This window comes from Bariatricus sp. SGI.154 (genome assembly GCF_050313795.1).
Taxonomy (GTDB): Bacteria; Bacillota; Clostridia; order Lachnospirales; family Lachnospiraceae; genus CAMBRQ01.
This window is the reverse complement of sequence record NZ_JBNPMC010000015.1, coordinates 66171-72772: the sequence shown is the minus strand read 5'-3', so window position 1 is coordinate 72772 and position 6602 is coordinate 66171. Positions and strand designations below refer to the sequence as shown.

Here is a 6602-nt window from a genome sequence, read left to right as displayed (position 1 = left end):
GATATTGGTAATAAGAAAAAGAAAAAGCCTTGCATTTGCAGGGCTTTTATGCTATCATAAAAAAGTCGCAAAAAATCACGCATTTGTTTGTCTAAGATGGTGCCAAAGCTTGCAGGCAAGCCGGTTTCAAGGACTTACACATATGCGGAAGAAAAGAAAACCAAATGGAGGAAAGAAACATGAGCGTTATTTCAATGAAGCAACTTTTAGAAGCAGGTGTTCATTTTGGACATCAGACAAGAAGATGGAACCCTAAGATGGCTCCATACATCTACACAGAGAGAAATGGTATCTATATCATCGACTTACAGAAGTCTGTAGGTAAAGTAGATGAGGCATATCAGGCAGTAGCTGATATTGCAGCAGATGGTGGTACAATCCTGTTCGTTGGAACTAAGAAACAGGCTCAGGACGCTATCAAGACAGAAGCTGAACGTTGCGGAATGTTTTATGTAAATGAGAGATGGCTTGGAGGTATGCTTACCAACTTCAAGACAATCAAGAGTAGAATCGCACGTCTGAAAGAGATTGAAAGAATGTCAGAAGACGGAACATTCGATGTATTACCTAAGAAAGAAGTTATCCAGATCAAGAAAGAGTGGGAGAAACTTGAGAAGAACTTAGGCGGAATCAAAGAGATGAAGCAGATTCCGGATGCAATCTTCGTAGTAGATCCTAAGAAAGAGAAGATCTGTGTACAGGAAGCGCACACACTTGGTATCCCGCTTATCGGAATCGCAGATACTAACTGTGACCCAGAAGAACTGGATTATGTAATCCCAGGAAATGATGACGCAATCCGTGCTGTAAAATTGATCGTATCTAAGATGGCAGACGCTGTTATCGAAGCAAACCAGGGAATGACTGGCGAAGACGAAGTATACGAGGATGTTGAAGAAGCAGTAGAGGAAGCAGTAGAGGAGTAGGATACTCGGTGATACATTTTATATAAGTTTGTGGAGGATAAGAAGATGGCAGTTACAGCTAAGATGGTAAAAGAGTTAAGAGAGATGACAGGCGCTGGAATGATGGACTGTAAGAAGGCTCTTAACGAGACAGACGGTGATATGGATGCAGCCGTAGAATACTTAAGAAAGAACGGACAGGCTAAAGCAGAGAAGAAGGCTGGACGTATCGCAGCAGAAGGTATTGTTATGGCTGATGTAAAAGATGATAAGACAGCAGCAATCGTAGAAGTTAACTCTGAGACAGACTTCGTTGCTAAGAATGCTGAATTCCAGGGATTCGTTAAGGCTGTTGTAGATCAGGCAATCCAGACAGAAACAGCAGATATGGATGCATTCATGGCAGAGGCTTGGAATGCTGACACATCCAAGACTGTAAAAGATGCTCTGACAGAGAAGATTTCTGTAATCGGAGAGAACTTGAACATCAGAAGATTCGAGAAGATCGTTGCTGACGGATGCGTAGTATCTTACATTCATGGCGGCGGACGTATCGGTGTTCTCGTAGAGGCTGATACAGATGTTGTAAATGATGAGATTAAGACATGCTTGAAGAACGTAGCAATGCAGGTAGCAGCTATGTCTCCAAAGTATGTATCTCGTGATGAAGTATCTCAGGATTACTTAGACCATGAGAAAGAGATCCTTCTTGCTCAGGCTAAACTTGAGAACCCGAATAAGCCAGATAATATCATTGAGAAGATGATTATCGGACGTCTCAACAAAGAGATGAAAGAGATCTGCCTGTTAGACCAGGTATATGTACAGGATGGTGATCTTACAGTTGCTAAGTACGTAGATAAGGTTGCTAAAGAGAACGGTGCTAACGTAACAGTTAAGAAGTTTGTTCGTTTTGAGACAGGAGAAGGTCTTGAGAAGAAGAATGAGGACTTTGCAGCTGAGGTTGCAGCACAGATGGCTGGAAACTAGAAAGCGCGAGTTTGACAGTCAGTTTTACAATGAATGTAAATGAACCCGTGGACGTAAGTCTACGGGTTTTTGCTTTTTCTTTCTGCATTATTCTTAAGGTGTTTATTTGGCATCCTTTTCGGAACGATGACCTGCGTTGATTTCAAAATCTTTTCGGATGACTTGATTGTAAATATCAAGTACTTTGTAGAATGATTCGATTTCTTCAGCAGTGCATTCTTTTTTTAGATGCTCCATGGTCTTGGCGATGTCTATGGTGTCATATAATTTGTGGGCTTTGCTTAATTGAGCGCCCAATTTTGTTACGTATAAATAAAGTGTTTTCTTATTACCTTCTTTTTTTCGCTTCTCAACTAAACCTGATTTTTCAAGATGACTGACAATCTGAGAAATGGAACCTTTGGTTCTGTTCCAATAGTATATAAGGTCTGTTGCAGTGCATCCAGGATTATCTTCGATGTAAGTTAGTGTATGGGCTTCGATCATGGTTAGGGGGATGCCCATGCCGTAATCGTGGGTTGAAAAAATATAGTTGTTGTACATCAGAACAAACTGATAAATACGATTGTGCCGTTCATTTAATGCGCGAAAACTCTCATCGATCATACCGTTTTGTTTATTATCGTTTTCCATATCGGATTCATACTCCCTCTGTTTAAGTTATAACTTGCGTTCTTATTCATTATATCTTTTGTTAAGAAAAAAATCAATAATTGTTTAAATGTAAAATAAAACATCCATAACAAAGATAAATATTTTTGGATATAAAAAGTTTAATTAAAATACAATAATAACTATAAATCTGTGATAATAAACCTAAAAATGGCTTAAAATGAGCAATGTATTTTAAAATAGTTTATGATATAAACAATAAATATCTTGACAAAACCGATGGAAGAGTATATAAATATATTATAAAGAAAGTTTAACGGTTAAACAATAAAAGAGAGAAAAAAAGAAAAGGAGAAAAAGATGGGAAAGTATAATTTTGACGAAATCATTGATCGTCGTGGTACAGATTGCTTAAAATATGATTTTGGTATGAAACGTAAAGGAAGAGATGATTTGCTTCCGCTTTGGGTTGCGGATATGGATTTTAAACTCCCGGATGTTATTTTGGATGAGTTTCATAAGAGAATTGATCATGGGATTTTCGGATATACAGATCCGCTTGATGATTATTTTGACGCAATCAATCATTGGTTTTCCACAAGGCATGGATATACCATAGAACCAGAGTGGGTAACCTTAGGAGCAGGAATTGTTTATGCACTTGGAACAAGTGTGAAGGCATTTACGAATGAGGGTGACGCAATCATGGTAATGCAGCCGGTATATTATCCATTTAGTGAAGTGATTAAGAATAATGGAAGACGTTTCATTAACTGCCAGCTTCATTATGAAGATGCAAGATATACGATTGATTTCGAAAAAATGGAGAAACAGATTAAAGAAGAAGATGTAAAAGCCGTGATTTTCTGTAATCCTCATAATCCGGTCGGAAGAGTTTGGACAGCCGAAGAACTCGAGAAGGTTGCAGAAATCTGCTTGAAATACAATATAGTTCTGATGGTTGATGAAATGCATTGTGATTTCATCTTTCCGGGACATAAGTTTACAAGCTGCATGAATCTTGATGAGAAGTATCGTAATATTGTTGCACTTTATAGTTCTCCGGGAAAAACTTTCAATGTTGCAGGTCTTCAGCCGGCAAACATTATTATTCCTAATGAAGAATTGCGTAAAAAGTATCAGTGGGCAAATACACAAGCTGCATATAGCCAGGGAAGCCTTATGGGACAACTTGCAGTAAAGGTTTGCTACACAAAAGGGGCTGAATGGGTTGACGAACTGGTGGAGTATATTTATGGCAATGTAGAATATGTGCGTGAGTTTGTGAAAGAAAATCTTAAATATGCAAAATTTGTTGAGCCAGAAGGAACCTATCTTGTTTGGATTGACTTTTCAGGATATGGATTTACGAATGAAGAACTGGAACATATTGTACTTGAAGAAGCAAAACTGTGGCTGGATTCAGGAAGTATCTTCGGACCGGAGACAGCACAGTTTGAGCGCTTCAATGTTGCATGTCCACGAACTATTGTGGAACAGGCTATGAACCAGTTGAAGGATGCAATACATAAACATTTATCTAAGAAAATGTAATTCAGTTAATTCAAATGAGGAGGATATTTGACACAGGAAGTGGAAGATCTTTCCGGAAGTATGAATATTCTTGGAATGTTTACGGTAAGCGATTTTCCGGAGTTGTTCTCTAGAAGCAATTTGATGGCATTGATTGTATTTACAATTTTTTTTTCAATTGCAATTATTATGGCTGGTGAAAAAGGAAAACCAGTACTTGATCTTATGGATAGTATGACGGAGGTTATTATCAAAGTCATCAATATTGTTATGAAGATTGCGCCTCTTGGACTTGGATGTTATTTTGCAATCCTGATTGGTCAGTATGGAAGGCAGGTTGTAGGTCCTCTTGGAAGAGCAATCGTATTATATTTATTTGTAATTGTGGCATATTACATAGTTTCACAAACGGTTATGGCATATATTGGTGCCGGAGCAGAGGGAGTTCGAAGATGGTGGAAAACGGCAGCAGCTCCAACTCTTACAGCACTGGGAACCTGCTCTTCAGCAGCAACACTGCCGATTAATATGATACAGGCCAAAGAACTTGGCATTCCATCAGATGTGGCAGACCTTACGATTCCATTAGGTGCGAATCTTCATAAAGATGGAGTTTGCATAATTCAGATTATTAAGATCGCTCTGCTTTGCTCGGTGTTTGGCATCAATTACGCGACACCAAGAAATCTGTTTATGTCAGTTGTTGTAGCAGTTATTGCATCCGTAGTAATGGGAGGTATTCCGGCAGGAAAAAAAGATAAAGTAGTGTTAGCATGTATCATCGCAGGATTTTTATTCAGTCTGATATTTCAGGCATTGCCAATTCTGTCTTCGTTATCCGGTGGTACACAGACAATTATTTTGACAGTTATAATTTCTGGCGCAGCAGCAATTATATTTCCTAGAAAACAGGAGGAGATAAATCAATGAATTCTTATCTTTATATAGGAACCATGGCAATTGTTACCTATGTCGTCCGGGTTCTTCCTTTAACAATGATAAGCAAACCTATCAAAAACAGATTTATACAATCATTCTTTTATTATGTTCCTTATGTAACTTTAGCGGTTATGACATTTCCGGCTATTACGAAAGTTACGCAATCTCCTATATCTGGTGCTGCAGCATTTTTGGTAGGAATTGCATGTGCCTGGATTGGAATGGGATTGTTTCCTGTTTCTTTGATTTGTTGTGTGATTGTATTAGGTATGGAACAGATTTTGTTTTGAATCAAATGGGCAAATCATTTGCACTGCATTTAGAGTGGGAAGTTAAGCTTAAACATGATTGACAAAATGATATGGGTGTCATATTCTTGAAAAGGTAAGAATGCCTTTCCGCTGAAGGGGAAGGGAAAGGCAAAAAGACGGAATCTAAATTGAGAAAGAAAAGTGTGGGGGCTTATGATTGAAAAATATTTGAACGGACTGAAGATTAAGAAAGATGAACTGACGGCGCTCGAACGAAGTCGATTGCTGAGCGAGGGGAAGGAAGTCGACAGAATCATGTGCTGCCTGGATACGGGTGAGACTTTGGCGCCGATGATTCACTGTACTTTGAAGGAATACTATCACTCTTCGGAAAAGATGTGTGAACTGGAAGAATATATTTATCACAATTTTCATTCTGACGGTGCAGGAGTATCCTGTACTCTTCGGGGAATGGCAGAAGCCATGGGTGCGAAAGTCAAGTATTCGGATTATAACATAGCACAACTGGAAGAGCCGGCATTATCGCTAGAGGAAGCACATAATGCAAAATTGGTCGATGTAGATAAGGATGGAAGGCTTCCGATTATCTTAGAGGGTGTTCGGCTTGTAAAAGAAAGGCTGGGGGATAAAGTGCCTGTCAGCGCAACGGTTACAGGACCATTTACGATTGCGGCTATGGTCCTTGGAACAGAGCGGCTTTTGATCGGAACGGTAAGAAAGCCGGAAAAGGTTAAGCAGCTTCTGGATGTGATCGTAGAGAATAATAACCGGTATATCGACCGGCTTTTGGATATTGGCGTTGGAATTGGATTCGCTGATCCGGTTAGTTCTACATCTTTGATCAGTGTAGAGCAGTATAAGACATTTTCTTTGCCGTATTTCCAGAAGAATGTAGATTATATCAGAGAAAATGGCGGAGGATGCGGACTTCATATATGTGGGACAAGCCGTAAGTTATGGGAGTTTATAAAAGAAACTGGGATTGGCGCTTTCAGTCTGGATAATGTCGAAGATGTTGAAGAAGCCAAAACTATTCTGGGGAATTATATGAGTATCCAGGGGAATGTCCCACCAGTGGAAGTGATGCGGTTTGGTACTCCTCATGATGTCCTGCGTTCTGCAAGGGAATGTATCCGCAAGGGTTATGATTCGCCAAAAGGGTATGTGCTTACTTCGGGATGCCAGATGCCAGTGGGGACACCGAAGGAGAATATGCAGGCATTGATGGATGCAGCGAGAATATTCGGCAGATACCCGATTGAGGAAGGAATATTGTCTGCGGAAGATTAGAATGGGGAATCCTTCAAGGTTTTTCTGCTAAATTCGTAAGAAAATCTATACAAAATCCCTA

Annotated in this window: 7 protein-coding genes; 6 read left to right on the top strand and 1 reads right to left on the bottom strand. The window is 39.4% G+C overall.

Going from position 1 to position 6602, the window contains the following annotated elements; genetic code table 11:
• Nucleotides 1-179: 179 nt before the first annotated feature.
• Nucleotides 180-926, top strand: a complete 747-nt coding sequence (gene rpsB / locus ACQRBN_RS08815; protein WP_427738638.1) for a 30S ribosomal protein S2 — start codon at nt 180-182, stop codon at nt 924-926.
• Nucleotides 927-971: 45 nt separating this feature from the next.
• Entirely contained in the window at nt 972-1895 is a 924-nt protein-coding gene (gene tsf, locus ACQRBN_RS08810; RefSeq protein ID WP_427738637.1) for a translation elongation factor Ts, read from the top strand.
• A 102-nt stretch (nt 1896-1997) separates the two neighbouring features.
• Here tsf and ACQRBN_RS08805 read toward each other — a convergent pair whose 3' ends face one another.
• A complete protein-coding gene (locus tag ACQRBN_RS08805) occupies nt 1998-2528 on the bottom strand; it encodes a MarR family winged helix-turn-helix transcriptional regulator (protein ID WP_427738636.1) in 531 nt (176 codons plus the stop codon).
• A 339-nt stretch (nt 2529-2867) separates the two neighbouring features.
• Here ACQRBN_RS08805 and ACQRBN_RS08800 point away from each other — a divergent pair, with 339 nt between their 5' ends.
• The 4 genes from ACQRBN_RS08800 (at nt 2868) to ACQRBN_RS08785 (ending at nt 6541) form a co-directional block, all read left to right on the top strand.
• Entirely contained in the window at nt 2868-4061 is a 1194-nt protein-coding gene (locus tag ACQRBN_RS08800; protein ID WP_427738635.1) for a MalY/PatB family protein, read from the top strand.
• 27 nt (nt 4062-4088) lie between these two features.
• A complete protein-coding gene (locus ACQRBN_RS08795) occupies nt 4089-4970 on the top strand; it encodes a dicarboxylate/amino acid:cation symporter (protein ID WP_427738634.1) in 882 nt (293 codons plus the stop codon).
• Nucleotides 4967-5269 (top strand): AzlD domain-containing protein, encoded by a 303-nt coding sequence (locus tag ACQRBN_RS08790; RefSeq protein WP_427738633.1) that lies wholly within the window; start codon nt 4967-4969, stop codon nt 5267-5269. The genes ACQRBN_RS08795 and ACQRBN_RS08790 overlap by 4 nt, the downstream gene beginning before the upstream one ends.
• A 174-nt stretch (nt 5270-5443) precedes the next feature.
• A complete protein-coding gene (locus ACQRBN_RS08785; protein WP_427738632.1) occupies nt 5444-6541 on the top strand; it encodes a uroporphyrinogen decarboxylase family protein in 1098 nt (365 codons plus the stop codon).
• The last annotated feature ends 61 nt before the right edge of the window (nt 6542-6602 follow it).